The organism is Streptomyces sp. NPDC057638 (genome assembly GCF_042800315.1).
Lineage (GTDB): Bacteria > Actinomycetota > Actinomycetes > Streptomycetales > Streptomycetaceae > Streptomyces.
In genome coordinates this window covers 22,467-39,658 of sequence record NZ_JBHVHF010000018.1, presented here as the reverse complement: position 1 = coordinate 39,658, position 17,192 = coordinate 22,467, and the positions used below count along the sequence as shown (strand labels likewise).

Below are 17,192 nucleotides of genomic sequence, written 5' to 3'. Positions count from 1 at the left end.
ACCCCGCGCTGGTCCCGCCCCGCCATCACGGGAAATCACCGCGGACACCGGGAACCCGGCACTCCCGTCGTCCGACTACCTCGGTGGCCGGGCAGAGGCGCGGCCGGAGCCGCTCCGGCATGGAGGGAACGGGGGATATGCGATGGGTGGGCTGGACATCAGGATGCGGGAGGTGGCCTGTCGGCATGGGCGGGTGGACGTCGTCACCGAGGTGGATCTGCGGGTCGCGGCCGGTGAACGCGTCGCCCTGACCGGCACCAACGGCTCGGGCAAGACCACGCTCCTGCGGGCGGTGCTGGGACTGCACCGGCAGGTGACCGGCTCGATCCTGGTCGGCGGGCGGGACACCCGGACCCCGGCGGAGTGGGCCTGGCGGCTGCGCTCCTGTGCCTGGATCCCGCAGAAGCCGGCGGGCGGGCTGTTCCCCCTGCTCGGCTCGGAGCTGCTGGCCAGCAGTGGCGCGCCCGCCGACGCCGGGCGGGCGGCGGCCAGGCTCGGGGTCGGCGGGTGCGCCGGGCGACCGCTGCACACCCTGTCGGGCGGTCAGTTACAGCGGATGTACCTGGCCCGGTCGATCGGCTGTGTCGCCGCGGGCGCGCAGGTCCTCCTGGCCGACGAGCCCACCGCCGCACTCGATTTCGCGGGGCAGGAGGAGGCGGCGGACGTCCTCACCTCCCTGCCGGTGACGCTGGTCGTGGTGACCCACGACCGGACGCTCGCGGACCGCTGCGACCGGCTGCTGGAGATGGCCGCCGGACGGCTGCGGGAGGTCCGGTGACACTGGCCCTCGCCGACGTCGGCGCCCTGCTGGAACTCGTACCGGTGCAGCGCGCCGGGTTCGCCCTGCTGCTGGCCGCGATCGGGCTGCCCGTCATCGGCGTGATCATCGTCGGTCTGGACATCATGCCGGTCCGGTTCGCGATGATGCACGTCGCCCTGCTCGGTATCGCGGTCGGCATGCTCACCGGGCTCGACCCCATGCTGTGCGCGCTCGCCGCCTGCGCCCTGGCCGGTGCGGGGGTCGCCCCGCTCGCCGGGACCCCGGGCGGTCTGTCCGGGGCGATGGGCCTGCTGATGAGCCTGGCCATCGCGGCGGCGCTGCTGCTGCTCTCCGTGTCGGGTGTCAACGCGTCCGGGGCGTTCGCCCTGCTCTGGGGGTCGATCCTGTCGGTCGGCACACCCGATCTGATCGTGCTCGGTGTTCTCGCGGCCGTGGTCCACGGGCTGTTCTGGTGGCGCCGCCGGGACATCGGGCTGTTGTTGTACGACCGGGAGCTCGCCCACTGCTCCGGAGTCCCGGTACGGATACTGACCGCCGCGCTCCTGGTCCTGGTGGCCATCGCCGTCGCCGGGGCGATCAAGCTCACCGGTGCCCTGCTCGTCGATGCCCTGACCCTGCTGCCCGCCCTCGCCGCCCGCCGACTGGGCACCTCGCTGAAGTCGATCACCCTGTGGGCGGTCGGCATCGGCGTCGTCGTCAATCTGACGGGTTTCCTGCTGTCCCTGTGGCTGGACTGGCCGCCGGGCCCGGTGCTCGTCCTCACGGCGGGGGCCCTGGCCATCGCCGTCCACTGCGTACCCGAACGGAGAATCAGCTCATGGCGCGCACCCGCTTCCGCACCTCTTCCCTCCTCGCGCTGACCGTCCTGCCGGCCCTGACCCTCGCGACGGGGTGCGGCGGCGACGGCGGTACGTCCGCCGACGCCGGGCACGCGCACCACGGTCAGCCGGTGGTGGTCACGACCACCACCTGGGAAGGCGCCCTCGCCAAGGCGGCGGGTGCCGAGGACATCGAGGTCATCGTGGAGCAGTCGGTACGCCACGCCCCCGACTACGACCCGAAGCCGTCCGACCTGGCCGCCGTCGCCGAGGCGGACTTCGTCCTCTACGCCCCGTTCGAACCGTACGCGGAGAAGATCAAGGAGGCCGCGGGGTCGAAGGCGAAGCTGGTCGAGGTGAACCTCGACAACGACCCCGGGAAGCTCACGGCCGAGGTCACCCGACTGTCCGGGCTCTTCGGCACCGAGCCGGACGCCGAGCGGTGGAAGAAGGAGTTCGCCACCGAGTACGCCCAGCTGAGCGAGGACCTCCGGGCCGCCTGGCCCGGCGGCAGGAGTCCGCGCGTGGTCAGCCAGGTCTTCACCACCTGGGCGGCGAAGCTGGCCGGCGCCACCACCACGGGGACCTACGGTCCCGAGGCCGTGACCCCGGCGCAGCTCGCCGAACTGTCCGCGCGCAAGCCCGCCCTGGTCCTGGACAACGCGCATATGTCGACGGGAACGGTCCTGCCCGGCTCCGGCGCCCGGCACGTCGCCATCGTCAACTACCCGGGCGACGATCTCGACCTGCTGCCGGTCTACCGCGACGCGGCGGCCGAGCTGAAGAAGGCCATGGCGGATTCCTGACCCGTGAGTCCGGGCGCGGTTCCACCACGACCGGACCGGCGAGGGGTTCCCGCCGGTCCGGCGCGGCCGTCCGGGCGCGTTCTCCGTGGGCTCCTCCCTCGGACCGGGCCCCGGGCGTGCTCGCCGGACCGGGGTGCCCCGGGCGGATGGGAACGGCCTCCGTCCGGTTCCGCGCCTCGGTCGACGAGGCGCTGGACCGGCACGGAGGCCGTCGTGGACCGACTCGGCCGCACCGCTATGCCCCGGACGCGCCGCATGCTTCGAGGGAGGTGTTCACGGTGGCGCCACCCGCCCCGGGCTCACCCGCCCGGCGGCCGGTCAGCTCGCCTTGCGGCGAGCGCGGCCGAAGAACAGGGCGCCCGCGGCGAACAGCGCGCCGCCCGCCGCCCAGGTCAGCGCGCCGGTCGGCGAGGAGCCCGTGGACCCCGTCTCGGCGGAGGCCAGCGCGGGCGCGTGCTCGTCCCCGCCGTGACCGGCGTGGCTGACGGTCGAGTGCGTCGAGGCGGCCTCGATGCCCGCCTCGGTCGGGGCCTTGGCCGACGCGGCGGCGGCCGTGCCGAAGACGACGTCCGAGCAGCCGTAGAAGGCCTCGGGGCTGTCATGACGCTGCCAGACCTTGTAGATGATGTGACGGCCCGTACGGGCGGGGAGGTTACCGGTGAACTTGTAGTAGCCGTTGTCGCTGGCGCGCGGCGTGGAGTACGTGGCCACCGGGGTCGCGTCCAGGTCCGACCACTTCAGCGGCTGCGTCGGGTCGAAGCCCTGCTTGGTGATGTACAGCGTCATGGCGCCCTGGTGGGCCGCGGTGATCCGCACATTGAAGTTGTAGGAGCCCGGGGTCACCGTCGTGGCGGGCCAGTCGGTGCGCGCCCAGTCCAGGGCGCGGTACTTCACGCGGTTGGCGGAGCAGAGCTTGCCGTCCGGGATGATCTGCTGGTGCCTGTTGTTGGCATTCGCGATGTTGACCTCGTTCCAGTCGTACAGCGGCTGGGTACCCGAGTCGGCGGCGAGGTCCTTGCAGACCTTGGACTTCAGTGTCTCCGGGCCTTCGGCGAAGCAGGCGCTCACGCGGCTGACCGGGCCGAAGACGGAGCCGTGTGCGGTCGCGGGCGAGGGCACGAGCGACAGGAGGGTCGCGGCGGACGCGACGGCGGAGGCTGCGGCGACGCGGCGGCGGGTGGCAGACATGGTGGCTCACTCTCGTACGTGTAGGGGACGTCGGGAGGTTCTCGGCAACACCGGCCCTGACGTGGGGTGTTGGGACGGTGATCCACTCCAGCAGGATCGCATTGGTACATACCAATAGCAAGGGGGGTTCGTGCGAGCCGACCTCCGAGTGGGCCTCTCATGACCGGGACACAAGGAGGACTTGAGCCGGACTGATGTCAGCGTGATGGCCGCCGTTCCCGTCGCGCGGTGGCGGTCCGTCGCGCGGTGGCGGTCGGCGGGGGGACGGGTCGGCGCCCGGCCGGGCTCCACACCCGCTCCAGCCGGGCACCCTCGCCGGTGACCGGACCCTGCGGGGCGCTGTCTACCTCTGATCTTGGCCAGTGCTCCGTCCTTCAGGGCGGGGGTGAAGGCCATCTTCGGGTCGGAGGCGCGAAGCGCCGGAGTTCGCTGCGCCCTGTCGTGACGGTCAGACGGGCCGTTTCTGGTTCTCGATGTACTGCTTGACCACGGTCAGCGGTGCGCCGCCGCAGGACCCGGCGAAGTAGGAGCCGGACCAGAAGCGTCCGCCCCACAGGTACCGGCGCACGTGCGCGTCGTACTCCTTGCGCAGCATCCGGGCCGACACTCCCTTGAGGGAGTTGACCAGCTTCGAGAGCTGGACCTTCGGCGGGTAGTGCACCAGAAGGTGCACGTGGTCGTCCTCGCCGTTGAACTGTTTCAGCTCGGCCTCGAAGTCCGCGCAGACTTCCCTCATGATCTCTTCGCACCGCGTCAGCATGGCGTCGGTCATGGCCTTGCGCCGATACTTGGTGACGAAAACCAAGTGGACATGCAGGTGGTAGACGACGTGACGACCGGTGCGTACATCGGGATGGGGATGCCAGCGTGGTGACATAAACCCAAGGGTATGGTGACCGGCGTGCAGCTTCGGTACAGCTTCCGCCTGTACCCGGGCGCCGGTCAGCGCATGGCGTTGGAACGGGCGTTCGGGTGTGCTCGGGTGGTCTTCAACGACGCTCTCCGGGCCCGTGAGACCGCCCGCGCCGCCGGCCTGCCGTTCATCCCGTCCGGCGAGCTGTCCAAGCAGCTCACCGCCTCGAAGAAGACACCCGGGCGGGCATGGCTCGCTGAGGTTTCCTCGGTCGTGCTGCAGCAGTCTCTCCGGGACCTGGACACCGCCTACAAGAACTTCTTCGACGGCCTCAAAGGCAAGCGGCCGAAGACGGGGCCGCCCCGCTTCAAGTCCCGCAAGGACACCCGGCAGTCGGTCCGGTTCACCGCCAACGCCGGATGGAAGATCACGACCGGCGGCAGGCTCCGACTGCCGAAGGTCGGTGACGTTCCGGTCAGGTGGTCACGCTCCCTGCCGTCCACCCCCTCCACGGTGACCGTGGTCAAGGACAGCGCGGGACGGTACGTCGCCTCGTTCGTGGTCGAGACCGGGCCCGAGACGCCGCCCGCCACGGACAGCGTGGTCGGTATCGACCTGGGACTGACGCACTTCGCGGTCCTCTCGGACGGCACGAAGATCGACAGCCCCCGCTTCCTGCGCAGGGCCGGGAAGAAGCTGAAGAAGGCGCAGCAGGATCTCAGCCGCAAGGCCAAGGGGTCGAAGAACCGGGCGAAGGCCCGGGTCAGGGTTGCGCGTGCCCACGCACGGACGGTCGATGCGCGGCGCGAGTTCCACCACCAGCTCTCCACCAAGCTGATCCGCGAGAACCAAGCGGTCGCGGTGGAAGACCTGGCGGTCAAAGGGCTCGCCCGCACCCGCCTCGCCAAGTCCGTGCGCGACGCCGGATGGTCGGCGTTCACCACGATGCTGGAGTACAAGGCGGCGAAGTACGGCCGCACTCTCATCCGCATCGGACGCTTCGAGCCGACGTCTCAGATGTGCTCGCAGTGCGGCGTCAAGGACGGCCCCAAGCCCCTGCACGTCTGTACGTGGACATGCGGGGCCTGCGGTGCCCACCTGGACCGGGACATCAACGCGGCGGTCAACATCGCCAAGGCGGCCGGACTGGCCGTATCAGCCTGCGGAGCGCGGGTAAGACCGGGACTCCTCCCGGCACAGCGCGAAGAAACAGGAACCCACCCGAAGCCCCAGCCGGTGACCACCGGCAGGCAGGCGGGAATCCCCGCCCTCTAGGGCGGAGAGGATGTCAAGGTGCCTCCTGGCCCTTCCGTTCCCCGTCCCGGCCGCGGAGCGCCTGCCGCACCGACCAGACAACGGCGACCAGGGGTACGGCCACGATCGCGCCGATCACGCCCGCCGCGATGGCGCCCGCGATCACCGCGAGGGCGACCACGACGGGGTGGAGCCGGACGGCCCAGCTCATGACCAGGGGATGGAGCAGATGGCCCTCGATCTGCCCGATGATCACGATGAGTGCCACCACGATCCCCGCGATCAGCGGGCCCTTGGCCGCCAGGGCGATCACCACGGCGACGGCCAGGGCGATGGGCGAGCCGATCAGGGGGACGAACGCGGCGAAGAACTCCAGCAGGGCCAGCGGGAGCGCCAGGGGCACGCCGAGGAGGGTGAGGGCGACGCCGACGAGTACCGCGTTCACCGCGGCGACGAGCAGGACGCCATGGGTGTAGCCGGTGAAGGTCCGCCACGCCGCCCGCCCCGCCACGGCCGTACGACTACGGAACCGGGTCGGCAGCTCGGCGCGGAACCAGGCCCAGTACCGCTCGCCCGAGTGGATGAAGAAGACGGAGCAGAACACGGCGAGAGCGAGCACGGTGAGCACCTCGACCACCCGCCCCGCGCCGCTGAGGGCGGTGTCCACGACGGCGGACCGATGGGTCGTGAGCAACTGTCCGAGCTGGGACTGGAAGTCGGTCAGGGTATCGGCGGAGAGCCGGAACGGCGGCTTCTCCAGCAGGCCCAGGATCCGGTCGAACCCGCTGCGGAACTCCCGCGCCAGCGTGCTCGCCTGTCCGGCCACCACCTCCCCGACCAGCACGAACACACCGAGAACGAGGACGACACTGCCGGTCACCGTCAGCCCGACGGCGAGCGCGCGGCAAAGCCCGCGGGCCAGGAGGTCGGCGATGGGCCTGAGCACGGCCGTGGCCACCAGGGCCAGGAAGACGGCGACGGCGATCCGGTGGAAGCGGCCGAGCACGGAGAAGGCCCCGAGGACGACGAGGGCCACCGCGATGACACGCCAGGCGTACGCGGCGGCGATACGCAGCCCCTCGGGCACGGTCGGGCGCGCGGCGGTGACGGGCGGTGGCGGTGGCCGCTCGGGGGAGCTGGGCATCCCTGTGCTGTTACCGCGGCCGCACCGAGCGGGCCCGCGGGCGCCGCCGTTTTCACCCGCAGGGCGCCGCGGGATCCGCCGACCGGTCGGGTCACCGCCCCGCCGTTCCGCCGCACCGCACGGACTCCCGCCCTCCGCCGAGCGGCGAGGTCGGGGACGGGGGCGTGCGCAACGGGGCGGTGATCCGCCGTGCCGCCCGGCCCGGCGGTACGCTCCATGGGCCCGGCCCCGCGCGCCCCCGGACCGCGACGGCCGGAGTGGCAGGCGTGCACGGAGTGAAGGGGGCTCGCGCGGGCGTCCCGGTCGGCTGCCGGGGGCGTGGCTCAGTCCGAGGGGTCCTTGCCTTCGGCGAAGCTCCTCAGTGCGCTCTCCAGGTCGCTGAGGGTCTGTTCCGCCGGGGTGTCGAACTGCGTCTCCAGGGCCATGATGCTGGTGCCGCAGTAATGGGCGAGGTTCAGCAGCAGGGTCAGGAAGTCCGCCTCGTCGTGGGCGAAGGTGCGCCCCAGGATCTCCACGCCGTCCGCGGCGCCGTCACTGAACATGCCCCGGATGACCTCCACCGCCAGCGGGAACTCGTCGTCTCCTCTGGTGCGCGCCGCCTGGGCGAGCGAGTCGAGCAGCGCGTCGGTGCTCTGGCCGCTGCGCCCGGCGATCTCCGCCGTGAGGCCGACCGCGGCCATGGCGATTCCAGCGGCCATGAGGGAGACGCGCTCCATTCCCTGGTCGTCGGCGTCGGCGTGGGCGGTGGCCGCGATGATGCGGCCCGTTGGCAGGTCCGCGGGGCTGAGGGCGTCCGTGCGGTGACTGGCGGGGTCGATCGCGGCGCGGAGGAGCTCCATGACGGGCTCATGCGTGGAGGTGGTCATATCGCCATGCTGCTCCCGTGGGTGCCGTGCCGGGGGGGGTGCCCCTATGGGTTTCGTCAACCTGTGGGGGTGGGCTGGGGGTCGTAGAAGGTGCCGTCGCGGAGCATGGCGAACAGTACGTCGGCTCGGCGTCTGGCGAGGCAGAGGAGGGCCTGGGTGTGGTGCTTTCCCTGGGCGATCTTCTTGTCGTAGTAGGTCCTGGACGCCGGGTCGGCCAGGGCGGCGAACGCGGACAGGAAGAAGGCCCGTTTGAGCTGCTTGTTTCCACGGCGGGAGGGTTGTTCACCGCGGATTGACGAGCCGGAACTGCGGGTTGCCGGGGCGAGGCCGGCGTAGGCGGCGAGGTGGGCGGCGGAAGGGAAGTTGCTGCCGTCGCCGACGTCGATGAGGATGCGGGCTCCGGTCCTGACGCCGATGCCGGGCATCGAGGTCAGGACCTGGGAAAGAGGGTGTGCCTCCAGCAGTTCCTCGATCCGGGCGGCCAGGACTTTCCGCTGGTCGAGCACTGCCTGGAGCGAGGTGGCGAGGCTGGGGACGATCAGCGCGGCGGCGTCCGTGCCCGGGACGACGACGGTCTGCTCGTCGAGGGCGGTGAAGATGTCGTCGACCAGGCGCTCGGCCATCCTGGGGGCCTTCGGGCGTATGAGGGTGACCAGCCGTCGGCGTCCGGCTTTGCGGATTCGGGCCGGGGATCCGAACTGTTCCAGCAGGGTGAGGACGGCCGGGTGCTGGATTCGCGGGCCGATCACCCGTTCCAGGTGCGGGTGGATCTGGGTGAGCAGGCCGCGGAGCCGGTTGCCGACCCGGGTGACCTCACCCGCGAGGTCGTCGTCGAATCCCACGATCATCTCCAGCTCGGCGACGGTCTCGTCTTCGGGGTCGATCGCCCGCAGGGTGTGGGGCATCGCGCGGGCGGCGTCGGCGATGATGAACGCGTCGCGGGCGTCGGTTTTGGCCTCGCCCGGGTAGAGGTCGGCGATCCGCCGCATCGTCAGGCCGGGCAGGTAGGCCACCTGGCAGCCCATGTCCCGCGCGACTGCGAGGGGCAGGGCCCCGACCGACGCGGGCTGGTCGACCACGACGAGCACGGTCCCGTGCTTGGCCTGGAGCTTCGCGAAAACTTCGCGCAGTTTCGGTTCGCTGTTGGGCAGGCGCTTGTCGAACGCCTTCTTCCCGGCCGGGGTGACGGCGGTGGCGTGGTGTTCGCCCTTGCCGACGTCCAGACCGAGGTAGACGTCGATGTCGCCGGTGTTGATCACGTGCGCCCTTCAATCGTGCCCGCCCGGCCGTCCTTCGGCACCGATCGCCACATCCACATTACGAAGAGCCTCCCTGCCTCCCGGAGGAGTCGGTGGTCATGCCCCTAATCAGCGGTCTGTCAGTGCCTCCGGGACCGGTGACACCACCCCCCGGGCCATACCTTCAACAGGGGGGAGCAGTCATGCCGGGCCCGGAGGCCGGGAGCCCCATTGCGGGACCACCAAAAAGGTAATGGGGGGGGGAGAACCGGTGTATTCACCGCCAGTGGGCGGATAAGGGTTGACGGCACGTCAAGTGAGCGCACCCGGGCGCGATAGGGCGGGGTGCCGCGGTCGGGCGCCGGGTCGCGGTGCGGCCGCCGTCGGGTATGCCGGGGAGGGGTGTTCTGCTACGGGTGGTATGCCGGAGTTCTGTGCCCTGGGTCGCGCCCCGGGCGGCCGCGGGCGGGGTCGTCACTTCTGTCACGGGAATCACGCGGTTGCGGCCGATGGCGAACCTGAGTTCGAGCCCTCGGCGGGGCGTACCGGAGTCGCGACCGCACCCCGGTCCATGACCTCGGGCCATGGCTCGGTCAAGTTCCGTGCTGTCATTCCGCTTCCGGCGCCGCGGGGGATTTCCCGTCATCACAGGTCGCACGGCACGTCCTCCCCGTCACGGCACCCGCTGGAGGTGATCGGCCGGTGGATCACGTATCAAAGCTTGAACACAAGTTGCACACATCTCCTCTCCATACCGGTTCCGATGGTCTAGATTGACCGTGCTTCAGCTGTTCGGGAGTGAGGCGAACAGTGGTGATCTTTAGGTCCGGCGCCAGGGACCGCCAGTCGTCGCGTCCCGGTGCCGCACATGGGGGTGATCGGTTTTCGGTGCCCGGGAGGGGGCCCTTGGGTGCGGGCAGCACCCGGCGGCGCGGTTGATTCCCGTCCTTCCCGCTATGACAAGGGATTCCGGTACACCTCGGGAGTCGGGCGGCGCGGACGAGTCCGCCGCCACCGGGGTGGGCGGTTCACGGAGTACTGGGAGAGCCGGGACGTCATGCGCGGGGGGTCCCCCGCGCGGAGGAGCAGCGCGGCGCGGGGGGCGGGGGTCCCCCGTGGTCAGGGCAGTGTGCGGCGAACACGTCGAACCGCTGGGGACCTTGGGGGGTTCTGTGCAGCAGGGGGAGTTAGTCAACCCGTTTCCGTCGGCGCGCGGGCGTCTGGCGGACGGGGCAGTCAACCAACCCGCGATCGACTGGGAGGAGCGGTACCGCCGTACCGTGATCACCGGCGATATGGTGGCCACCGCCGTCGTGGTGGCCGCGATCGGGAGTTTCTTCGGCTCCCGGGACGCGGCCAACTGGCACGAGAAGTGGGGCATTCTCGCCTTCGGCACCGAGTTACTGGTGCTCGGGGCGCTCGCGGTGAGCCGGTCCTGGGCTCCGGCCGTGCTCGGTCAGGGCGCCGAGGAGTTCCGCAGGCTGGGACGTTCACTGTTCGCGGCGGCCGTCGTCCTGGCACTCGGCGGAATCGCCTTCACCTCGCAGAACATCAAACTCTGGATCTTCGTCGCGATCCCCGCCATCGCGCTCGTCACCATGATCGAGCGCTATCTGCTCCGCCTCTGGCTGCATAAACAGCGCAAGGAGGGGCGCTGCCTGAGACCCGTGCTCGCCGCCGGGAGCGCGGCGACCCTGAGCGATCTGATATCCCGGGCCCGTAAGTTCCCGCACCTCGGCTGGCGGGTGGACGCGGTGTGCACCACGGACGGTCTCGGGCACGACGGTGACCATCTGGACGGAGTGCCGGTCGTCGGGCGGCTGGCGGACGTCGCCGACCACGTCCGCCGGGGCGGCTACCGCGTCGTCGCGGTCACCCCGGACCCCCACTGGTCACCGGACCGGCTCCAGCGGCTGGCGTGGAACCTGGAGGGCAGCGACGCCGAGATGGTCGTGGCCCCGGTGCTGATGGAGGTGGCCGGTCCGCGGCTGCATGTGGACGCGGTGCTCGGGATCCCGCTGTTACGGGTCAGCATGCCCACCTTCACCGGGGGGCGCCGGGTGGTCAAGGCGGTCGTCGACCGGATGGGCGCGGCGGTTCTGCTGCTGGTGTTCGCGCCGCTGATGGCGCTGGTCGGACTGTGTGTGGCGATGGACAGCCGGGGCGGGGTCTTCTACCGGCAGCGCCGGGTCGGCAAGGACGGCCAGGAGTTCATGATCCTGAAGTTCCGCACCATGGTCCCCGGGGCCCATGGCGCAAAGGCCGGGCTGGCCCACCGCAACGAGGGCGCCGGGGTGATGTTCAAACTCCGCCGGGATCCCCGGGTGACCCGGGTGGGGTCCGTACTGCGCCGCTACTCCATCGACGAGCTGCCGCAGCTCTTCAATGTGCTCACCGGGTCGATGTCCCTGGTCGGCCCGCGCCCCCCGCTGCCGGAGGAGTCCGCCGAGTACGGGCCGGACATCCGGCGGCGGCTGCTGGTCAAGCCGGGACTGACGGGGCTGTGGCAGATCAGCGGGCGCAGCGACCTGCCGTGGGAGGAGGCGGTCCGGCTCGACCTGCGGTACGTGGAGGACTGGTCGCTCGCCCTGGACACGGTGATCTTGTGGAAGACCCTGCGCGCGGTGGTCTCGGGACAGGGGGCCTACTGATGCTCGGCGGTTGCGTCAACGTGTCGACAGCGGGCCGTGGGGGCCTGCCTGGGGGGAGGAACGGGTCATGAAGGTCAGTGTTTTCGGGCTCGGTTACGTGGGCTGTGTCTCGGCCGCGTGCCTGGCCAGCATGGGGCACGAGGTCATCGGGGTGGATGTGAACCCGGTGAAGGTCGACCTGGTCAACGACGGCAAGGCCCCGGTGGTCGAGGAACGGATCGGTGAGCTGATCGCCGATGTCGTGCGCAGCGGGGCGTTACGCGCCACCGGCGATGTCCGCGAGGCGATCCAGGGCAGTGAGGTGTCGCTGATCTGCGTGGGCACACCGTCGGAGCCCAACGGCAGTCTGTGCACCACCTATCTGGAGCGGGTCACCGAGGAGATCGGCGCCGCGCTCGCCGACCTGGGCGGACGGCGGGACCGCCAGACCATCGTCTTCCGCAGCACCATGCTGCCGGGGACCTGTCTGAACCTGCTCGTACCGATCCTGGAGAAGTGTGTCGGCGGGACGGCCGGGGTCGACTTCGGGGTGGCGGTCAACCCGGAGTTCCTGCGCGAGGGCACCAGCGTGCGGGACTTCTTCGACCCGCCCAAGACCGTCATCGGCGAACTCGACCCGGCCAGCGGCGACGCGGTCGCGGCGCTGTACGAGGGCCTGCCCGGCGAGGTGTTCCGGGTGCCGGTCCCGACGGCCGAGGCGATCAAGTACGCGGACAACGCCTTCCATGGACTCAAGATCGGTTTCGCCAACGAGCTGGGCGCGGTGTGCCAGGCCCTCGGGGTCGACTCGCACCAGGTGATCGACGTGTTCCTGGCCGACCGCAAGCTGAACATCAGCCCCGCCTATCTGCGCCCCGGCTTCGCCTTCGGGGGCTCCTGCCTCCCCAAGGACCTGCGCAGCCTGGTCCACGCGGCCCAGCGGGCCGATGTCGCGGTCCCCATCCTCTCCCATGTGCTGCCCTCCAACTCCGCCCATCTCCAGCGCGCGGTGGAGCTGGTGGAGCGCACCGGCAGGCGCCGGGTGGGCCTGTTCGGGCTCTCCTTCAAGCCCGGCACCGACGACCTGCGCGAGAGCCCGCTCGTCGAACTGGCGGAGCGGCTCTTCGGCAAGGGCTACGACCTGCGGATCTACGACGCCAACGTCAACCTCTCCCGGTTGCTCGGCGCGAACCGCGAGTACATCGAGACCCGGCTGCCGCACCTCGCGCAGCTCCTCGCGAAGTCCGTCGAGGAGGTGCTGGACCACGCCGAGGTATGCCTGGTCGGCACCCGGGATCCGGCCGTGCTGTCGGCACTGCCGCACGGCGGCGGCACCACGCTGATCGACCTCATTCACCTCCCCGACGCCGAGGCGCGCCGGGCCGAACCGGGATACATGGGCCTTGCTTGGTGACACGAACAGCGGCGACCGGCCGAACCGGCGCGCGCTGATTCTGGTGGAGAACCTGTCGGTGCCGTTCGACCGGCGGGTGTGGCAGGAGTGCATGACGCTGCGCGACGCGGGCTGGACGGTGGATGTCATCTGCCCCCGGGGGAGCAAGCGGGACACGGAACCGGAGGCGGTGATCGACGGGATACGGATCCACCGCTACCCGCTGCGCGCCGCCACCGGAGGACCGGCCGGATACCTCCAGGAGTACGGCGCGGCGCTGTGGCACACGGCCCGGCTGGCCCGCAAGGTCGGCCCGGTCCATGTGGTCCACGCCTGCAACCCGCCCGACCTGCTCTTTCTGCCCGCGCTCTGGCTGAAGCGGCGCGGCGCGCGGTTCATCTTCGACCAGCACGACCTCTCACCCGAGCTGTACCTGTCCCGGTTCGACCGCGGCAAGGACCTGCTCTACCGCGCCGTGTGCGCGCTGGAGCGGTTCACCTACCGGACCGCGGACATCGTGCTCGCCACGAACGAGAGCTACCGTGACGTCGCGGTCCGCCGGGGCGGCCGACGGCCGGAGGATGTCTTCGTGGTGCGCAGCGCGCCGCAGACGGACCGGTTCCAGCCCGTGCCGCCGGAGCCCGAGCTGAAGCGCGGCAAGCCCCATCTGCTCTGCTATCTCGGGGTCATGGGGCCCCAGGACGGTGTCGACTACGCCCTGCGCGCCCTGGCCAAGCTCCGGGACGAGATCGGGCGGACCGACTGGCACGCGGTGTTCGTCGGCTCCGGCGACTCCTTCGACGCGATGGTGGAGCTGTCCCGGCAGCTCGGGCTCGACGACCAGGTGCAGTTCACCGGGCGCGTCCCGGACGCCGACCTGGTGCGCTATCTGTCCACCGCGGACGTGTGTCTCTCGCCCGACCCGCGCAGCCCGCTCAACGACGTGTCGACCATGAACAAGGTCCTGGAGTACATGGCGATGGGGCGGCCGATCGTCTCCTTCGAACTGAGGGAGGCCCGGGTCTCCGCCGGGGACTCCGCGCTCTACGCGCCCGCCAACGACGAGGCCGAGTTCGCCAAGCGCGTCGCGCTGCTGCTGGACGATCCGGAGCTGCGGGCCCGGATGGGCGCGATCGGCCAGGAGCGGATCACCGGACCGCTGGCCTGGCGCAACTCGCAGCGGGCGCTGCTCGCCGCGTACGACGCCGCCTGCCGTGGCCGGACTCCGGCGTCGGCGGGCCGCCGGGAACGCAGAGGGAAGCGATCACGGCGTTGAGCGATGACACCATACGCCTGGTCACGATCGGGCGGATCCTCCGCTGCCGCTGGCGGCTGCTGACCGTCCTCGCCCTGGTGGGGGCGCTGACCGGCTACGGCACCTCCGTACTGTTCCCCCCGCGCTACACGGCGACGGCGTCGGTGCTGCTGCCGGGGGCGTGGGAGGAGCGCGAGCTGCTGACGCAGGTGGAGATCGCGACCAGTTCGGCGGTCGTCGACCGCGCGGCGGCCACGCTCCGCTGGTCGGGCGTCAGCGGTCGGGCGTTACGGGAGCGGGTGAGCGCCGCGCCCACCGACGGGAACATCATCAAGGTCTCGGGCACGGCCGAGAGCCCCCGGCGGGCCCAGCAGCTCGCCGACCGGGTGGCGCAGCAGTTCGTCGCCTTCGCCGCGCGGATCGCGGGCGACGGCACCGACGCCGCGGCGGCCACCGGCCCCGAGGCGCTGCGGCGGAAGGTGCTGGAGACCAGCCGCCGGATCAGCGATCTGGCCGGCGCGGCCGATCGGGGGCAGACCGTGGAGAGTGTGCAGGCCCGCACCTCACTCGCCCGGTTGCGCACCGCGCTGGAGGAGGCCATGAAGAAGCTGGACGAGGCCGACCTGGCGCGGAACAAGGCCGATATGGTCGTCATGGGCCCCGCGGCCCGGCCGACCGGCGAGGCGCCGCCGACGCGGATCCAGCTCATCGGTGCCGGGGCGCTGCTGTTCGTCCTGGTCGCGGTCATCGCCCATCTCGCCACCGCACGGGCCAACCGTCGGCTGCGGACCGAGACCGAGATCGCCGCGGCGCTGGGGTCGACACTGCTGGGCAGTGTCGACGTGCCGGGCGACGGGGGCACGCGGCCGGAGGGCGGTGGCCCCCGGGTCCGGGTCCGGCGGCTGCTGGGCACCGACACCCGGTGGGACCTCCCGGCCCCGCGGACCTCAGGCGACGAGGACAGCGCCCGGATCCGCTACCGGCGGGTGTGCGCCCGCCTCCGGGAGCGGCTGCCCGCCCCGCGAGAACTGCTGGTCGTCGTGCCGGACGGGGACGAGACCGCCCGCCGGGCCGCCGGGCAGCTCGTCGCCGAGGCCGCGAACACCCCGGCCCCGGGCGCGTCCCAGCTGCGGGTGGTGGCGGTCTCGGTGACCCAGCCGATGGTGCCGGACCGCGACACCGAGTCCGGTGCCCTGGTCGTGCTCAGCGCGGGCAACTGGACCGCCGGTGAGCTCGGCGCCATCGCCGAGGCCTGTGTGGACGGGGGACACGAGGTCATCGGCATCGTTCTCGCCGATACGGTCCGGGCCCGCCGGACCCGGTCGGCCGACCATCCACCGGACAGCGCCGCGCTGGCGCTCGCCGGTCGCGGGCACACGACGGGGGAATCGATGTGACGACGAGCACGACTGCGGAGTCCTCGGCAGCCGTTCCGCTGCTGGACCTGCAGGTGCTGGTGGTGGCGGTGCGCAGACGCCGACGCCTCTGGTCTGGCGTGGCGCTCCTGGGGCTGCTGCTGGGCGCGGCCCTGGCGGTCCTGACCCCACCGCCGCCGACGGCGGTGACCAAGGTGCTGGTCGCCCACCGGGAGGACCAGCCGAACGACACCGGAACGCTCATCCGTACCGACGTCGCCCTGCTGTCGACGACACGGATCGCCGGGAAGGCCCTTCAGGCCCTCAAGTCCCCGGAGAAGCCCGAGGACTTCATGGCGGACTACCAGGGCACCGGACTGACCAACAACCTGCTCCAGATCGATGTGACCGCCGACAGCGAGGCGAAGGCGGTGGCCCGCGCCAAGGCGCTGGCCGACGCGTTCATCGCCGACCATGTACGACGGATGCGGGAAGCCGCGCGGGCCGAGGCCAAGGCCCTGCTCGACCAGCGCGACCGCATGCGGGCCGAACTGGGCCGGATCAACAAGACGATCGGGGACGACTCGCTGGACCGCGACGCGGAGGCGTCGGCGAGCATCGAGTCGCTCTTCGCCCGCCGGGCCGAGCTCAACTCGCGGATCGCCGAGTTCGACCAGCGCGCCGCCGAGGCGGGCACCGGCACCCCGAGGGTCGTCGCGGGCACCCAGATCGTGGACGCCCCCCGCGTGGTGGCGCACTCGCTGACCAGGACCGCCGCCATGAACGCCGGGATCGGGTCCGCCCTCGGGCTTGTGCTCGGGCTCGCGCTGGCCCTGGTCGGTACGGTGGTGGGGGACCGCCCCGTACTGCGGCGGGAGATCGCGTCGAACCTGGGCGCCTCGGTCATCGCCGAACTGGGCCCGGAGCCCCGGCTGATCCGCTGGCCCTGGCGGCCGCGCCGGACCCGGGCGGCCCGGGAACGGCTCACCACCACCCTGGCCCGCGCGGTGCGCGGCTCGGTGGAGCCGGTGTCGCTGCTGGAACTGGGCTGTGCGCGCAGCGCGAGCGCCATCGCCCTGAACGTCGGCCGGGCCCTGGCGGCGGAGGGCCCCGTGGTCCTCGTCGACGGGCTGCCGGGCCCGGAGCTGGCCGACGGCCGCCAGGAGCCGGGCGGGCCGACCGTGGTCAGCGGCGAGGCCGCCGAATCCCTCGACTACCCGACGCGCCGCGTCGGCGTCGGCTCGGTCGGCCCCGGCACGGCCTGGACCGACCTGCGGTACCTCGGCGGCCAGACCGTGCTCGTCGTACGGGCCGGGCACAGCAGCGCCGCATGGCTGCACACCGTGGCGCGGCAGCTCGCGGAGCAGCGCATCGCGGTGATCGGCGTGGTGCTGATCGACCCGGATCCGGGCGACCGGACCGACGGCACGCTGTGGGACGGACCGCGCACCGCGCTGCGCGGCCATGAGGAGCGGACGGCCCGGCAGAACGGGACCGGCCAGCCACGGACGGAACGGCTGGCCCGGCAGAACGGAACGGGCCAGCCACGGGCGGAACGGCCGTCGAGGCCGCCCGCCCGGGTCCCGGACAGCGACCAGGAGGCGCGGTAGG

General features: G+C 71.6%; 14 protein-coding genes. 9 read left to right on the top strand and 5 right to left on the bottom strand.

Annotation, left to right across the window (positions count from 1 at the left end; translation table 11 throughout):
• Positions 1-142: 142 nt before the first annotated feature.
• Genes ACFVIM_RS04635 through ACFVIM_RS04625 form a run of 3 tightly spaced genes read left to right on the top strand, consistent with a single transcriptional unit; the run spans position 143 to position 2,405 of the window.
• Positions 143-778 (top strand): ATP-binding cassette domain-containing protein, encoded by a 636-nt coding sequence (locus ACFVIM_RS04635; protein ID WP_384298379.1) that lies wholly within the window; start codon positions 143-145, stop codon positions 776-778.
• Positions 775-1,641, top strand: coding sequence for a metal ABC transporter permease (locus ACFVIM_RS04630; protein WP_384298376.1), 867 nt, complete (start codon positions 775-777; stop codon positions 1,639-1,641). Before ACFVIM_RS04635 ends, ACFVIM_RS04630 begins: the two co-directional genes overlap by 4 nt.
• The gene (locus ACFVIM_RS04625; protein ID WP_384298373.1) at positions 1,599-2,405 is read left to right on the top strand and encodes an ABC transporter substrate-binding protein; all 807 of its coding nucleotides are present in this window, start codon (positions 1,599-1,601) and stop codon (positions 2,403-2,405) included. Before ACFVIM_RS04630 ends, ACFVIM_RS04625 begins: the two co-directional genes overlap by 43 nt.
• A gap of 318 nt (positions 2,406-2,723) precedes the next feature.
• Here ACFVIM_RS04625 and ACFVIM_RS04620 read toward each other — a convergent pair whose 3' ends face one another.
• Positions 2,724-3,593, bottom strand: coding sequence for a lytic polysaccharide monooxygenase (locus ACFVIM_RS04620; protein ID WP_384298370.1), 870 nt, complete (start codon positions 3,591-3,593; stop codon positions 2,724-2,726).
• Between the two features lie 448 nt (positions 3,594-4,041).
• Positions 4,042-4,470 (bottom strand): IS200/IS605 family transposase, encoded by a 429-nt coding sequence (tnpA, locus tag ACFVIM_RS04615; RefSeq protein WP_384298367.1) that lies wholly within the window; start codon positions 4,468-4,470, stop codon positions 4,042-4,044.
• Between the two features lie 24 nt (positions 4,471-4,494).
• Here tnpA and ACFVIM_RS04610 point away from each other — a divergent pair, with 24 nt between their 5' ends.
• The gene (locus ACFVIM_RS04610) at positions 4,495-5,721 is read left to right on the top strand and encodes an RNA-guided endonuclease InsQ/TnpB family protein (RefSeq protein WP_384298364.1); all 1,227 of its coding nucleotides are present in this window, start codon (positions 4,495-4,497) and stop codon (positions 5,719-5,721) included.
• Positions 5,722-5,734: 13 nt separating this feature from the next.
• On the opposite strand, the gene ACFVIM_RS04605 is transcribed toward ACFVIM_RS04610, so the two are convergent.
• The 3 genes from ACFVIM_RS04605 to ACFVIM_RS04595 form a co-directional block, all read right to left on the bottom strand.
• Entirely contained in the window at positions 5,735-6,844 is a 1,110-nt protein-coding gene (locus ACFVIM_RS04605; RefSeq protein ID WP_384298361.1) for an AI-2E family transporter, read from the bottom strand.
• A 323-nt stretch (positions 6,845-7,167) separates the two neighbouring features.
• Entirely contained in the window at positions 7,168-7,710 is a 543-nt protein-coding gene (locus tag ACFVIM_RS04600; protein WP_384298359.1) for a hypothetical protein, read from the bottom strand.
• 56 nt (positions 7,711-7,766) lie between these two features.
• Positions 7,767-8,966 (bottom strand): IS110 family transposase, encoded by a 1,200-nt coding sequence (locus ACFVIM_RS04595; RefSeq protein WP_384298426.1) that lies wholly within the window; start codon positions 8,964-8,966, stop codon positions 7,767-7,769.
• A 1,154-nt stretch (positions 8,967-10,120) separates the two neighbouring features.
• On the opposite strand from ACFVIM_RS04595, the gene ACFVIM_RS04590 reads away from it, so the two are divergent.
• From ACFVIM_RS04590 to ACFVIM_RS04570, 5 genes are all read left to right on the top strand, one after another.
• Positions 10,121-11,599, top strand: coding sequence for a sugar transferase (locus ACFVIM_RS04590; RefSeq protein ID WP_384298356.1), 1,479 nt, complete (start codon positions 10,121-10,123; stop codon positions 11,597-11,599).
• A 67-nt stretch (positions 11,600-11,666) separates the two neighbouring features.
• The gene (locus tag ACFVIM_RS04585; protein ID WP_384298353.1) at positions 11,667-12,992 is read left to right on the top strand and encodes a nucleotide sugar dehydrogenase; all 1,326 of its coding nucleotides are present in this window, start codon (positions 11,667-11,669) and stop codon (positions 12,990-12,992) included.
• Positions 12,982-14,247 (top strand): glycosyltransferase family 4 protein, encoded by a 1,266-nt coding sequence (locus ACFVIM_RS04580; protein ID WP_384298349.1) that lies wholly within the window; start codon positions 12,982-12,984, stop codon positions 14,245-14,247. Before ACFVIM_RS04585 ends, ACFVIM_RS04580 begins: the two co-directional genes overlap by 11 nt.
• The gene (locus ACFVIM_RS04575; RefSeq protein ID WP_384298347.1) at positions 14,244-15,623 is read left to right on the top strand and encodes a polysaccharide biosynthesis protein; all 1,380 of its coding nucleotides are present in this window, start codon (positions 14,244-14,246) and stop codon (positions 15,621-15,623) included. Before ACFVIM_RS04580 ends, ACFVIM_RS04575 begins: the two co-directional genes overlap by 4 nt.
• On the top strand, positions 15,620-17,191 hold the full coding sequence (locus tag ACFVIM_RS04570; protein WP_384298344.1) for a Wzz/FepE/Etk N-terminal domain-containing protein: 1,572 nt from the start codon (positions 15,620-15,622) through the stop codon (positions 17,189-17,191). The genes ACFVIM_RS04575 and ACFVIM_RS04570 overlap by 4 nt, the downstream gene beginning before the upstream one ends.
• The last annotated feature ends 1 nt before the right edge of the window (position 17,192 follow it).

Coding starts and splice junctions, on each gene's coding strand:
- ACFVIM_RS04635 (WP_384298379.1), top strand. CDS start 143: ATGGGTGGGCTGGACATCAGGATGCGGGAGGTGGCCTGTCGGCATGGG.
- ACFVIM_RS04625 (WP_384298373.1), top strand. CDS start 1,599: ATGGCGCGCACCCGCTTCCGCACCTCTTCCCTCCTCGCGCTGACCGTC.
- ACFVIM_RS04620 (WP_384298370.1), bottom strand. CDS start 3,593: ATGTCTGCCACCCGCCGCCGCGTCGCCGCAGCCTCCGCCGTCGCGTCC.
- tnpA (WP_384298367.1), bottom strand. CDS start 4,470: ATGTCACCACGCTGGCATCCCCATCCCGATGTACGCACCGGTCGTCAC.
- ACFVIM_RS04605 (WP_384298361.1), bottom strand. CDS start 6,844: ATGCCCAGCTCCCCCGAGCGGCCACCGCCACCGCCCGTCACCGCCGCG.
- ACFVIM_RS04600 (WP_384298359.1), bottom strand. CDS start 7,710: ATGACCACCTCCACGCATGAGCCCGTCATGGAGCTCCTCCGCGCCGCG.
- ACFVIM_RS04585 (WP_384298353.1), top strand. CDS start 11,667: ATGAAGGTCAGTGTTTTCGGGCTCGGTTACGTGGGCTGTGTCTCGGCC.